The organism is Komagataeibacter kakiaceti JCM 25156 (genome assembly GCF_000613305.1).
In genome coordinates this window covers 1-1672 of record NZ_BAIO01000499.1, presented here as the reverse complement: position 1 = coordinate 1672, position 1672 = coordinate 1, and the positions used below count along the sequence as shown (strand labels likewise).

1 pseudogene is annotated in these 1672 nt (G+C 63.9%); it reads left to right on the top strand.

Annotated elements, in window-relative coordinates:
• Nucleotides 1-1672 (top strand): annotated as a pseudogene (gene treF, locus JCM25156_RS25295) (alpha,alpha-trehalase TreF); the annotation flags it as partial.

The following is a 1672-nucleotide window of genomic DNA, read 5'->3' as shown; positions in this document are numbered from 1 at the left end:
CGCCATCAATCGCGCTGGACGGCCTGTTCCAGGCCATTGGCGAGGCCCATATCTACACCGACGCCAAGACCGCGGCCGACGCCATACCCGATGAAGCGCCCACGGACCTGCTGGCCGAGTACAAGCTGGCCCGGCTGCGCCCGGACTTCTCGCTCAAGGATTTCGTGGCGCAGCACTTCACGCTGCCTGAACGCAAGACCGTCTCCTACCAGCGCAGCCCCGATGAGAACGTGCGCGATTACATCAACGGCATGTGGGAAGTGCTGAGCCGCCCCCCCGATACGCAGGTGGCCTATTCCTCGCTCCTGGCGCTGCCCTATACCTATGTCGTGCCCGGCGGGCGCTTCAGTGAGCTGTATTACTGGGACAGCTACTTCACCATGATCGGGCTGTACGAAAACCAGAAGATCGACCTCATGCGCGACATGGTGCGCGACATGGCCTCGATGATCGACCGGTACGGCCATATCCCCAACGGCAGCCGGACCTATTACCTCAGCCGTTCGCAGGTGCCGTTTTTCTCGCTTATGGTTGACCTGCTGGCCATGCATGACGGCAGGTGGCCTATCTCACCTTCCTGCCGGAACTGCAGGCGGAATATGATTACTGGATGGACGGGCAGGATTCCGTGCCGCCGGGCGGCGCGTACCGCCATGTGGTCCGCCTGCCTGACGGCACGCTCATGAACCGCCACTGGGATGACCGCGACACCCCGCGTGACGAGAGTTACCCGCAGGACATCGCCACCGCCGCGCATTCCGGCCGCCCGAAGGAAGAAGTCTATCGCGACCTGCGCGCCGGGTCGGAAACGGGGTGGGACTTCTCGTCTCGCTGGCTGGCCGATGGGCGCACCCTGTCCACCATCCACACGACCGAACTGCTGACGGTGGAGCTCAACAGCCTGATCCCGCACCTGCAGCAGACACTGGCCCATGCCTATGACCTGAAAGGCAACAAGGAGAACGCCGCCCTTTACGCCCGTCTGGCGCAGGAGCGCATCGACGCGCTGCACCGCTTCCTGTGGGATGAACGGCGCGCCGCCTTCATCGACTATGACTGGAAAAAGGGGGAATCGACCTCCATCCTGTCAGGGGCCACGGTCATGCCGCTCTTCCTGCAGATGGCCACGCCCGAGCAGGCCAAGGCCGTATCGGAAACCGTGCGCAAGAACCTGCTCAAGATCGGTGGCCTGGTCGCTACCGAACGGACCAGCGGGCAGCAGTGGGATTCCCCCAACGGCTGGGCGCCGCTGCAATGGATGGCGGTCAAGGGCTTCAACCAGTACGGCTATGACACACTGGCAAGCGACATTGCGGCACGGTGGATGGGCCGCGTGATCGGCACCTATGAAAAATCCGGCGTGCTGCTGGAAAAATACGACGTGGTGAACCCCTATATCAGCCCCAAGGGCGGCAAGGGCGGCGGGGAATACCCGATGCAGATCGGGTTCGGCTGGACCAATGGCACGCTGCTTGGTCTCATGAACCGTTACCCGCAGAACGCGCGCGTGGTGCTTGACCGCAACCCGGCGGCTGACCAGCCATCACCCCAGCCGTTACCGCCCATGAACGCCTATGGCGTGCAGAGCGATGCCGATACCCTGAGCCGCTATGCCCAGCCGCCGGTTCCGCTCCCGCCGCTTCCCGTGGCCCCGACTCCGGCCCTGCCGCAG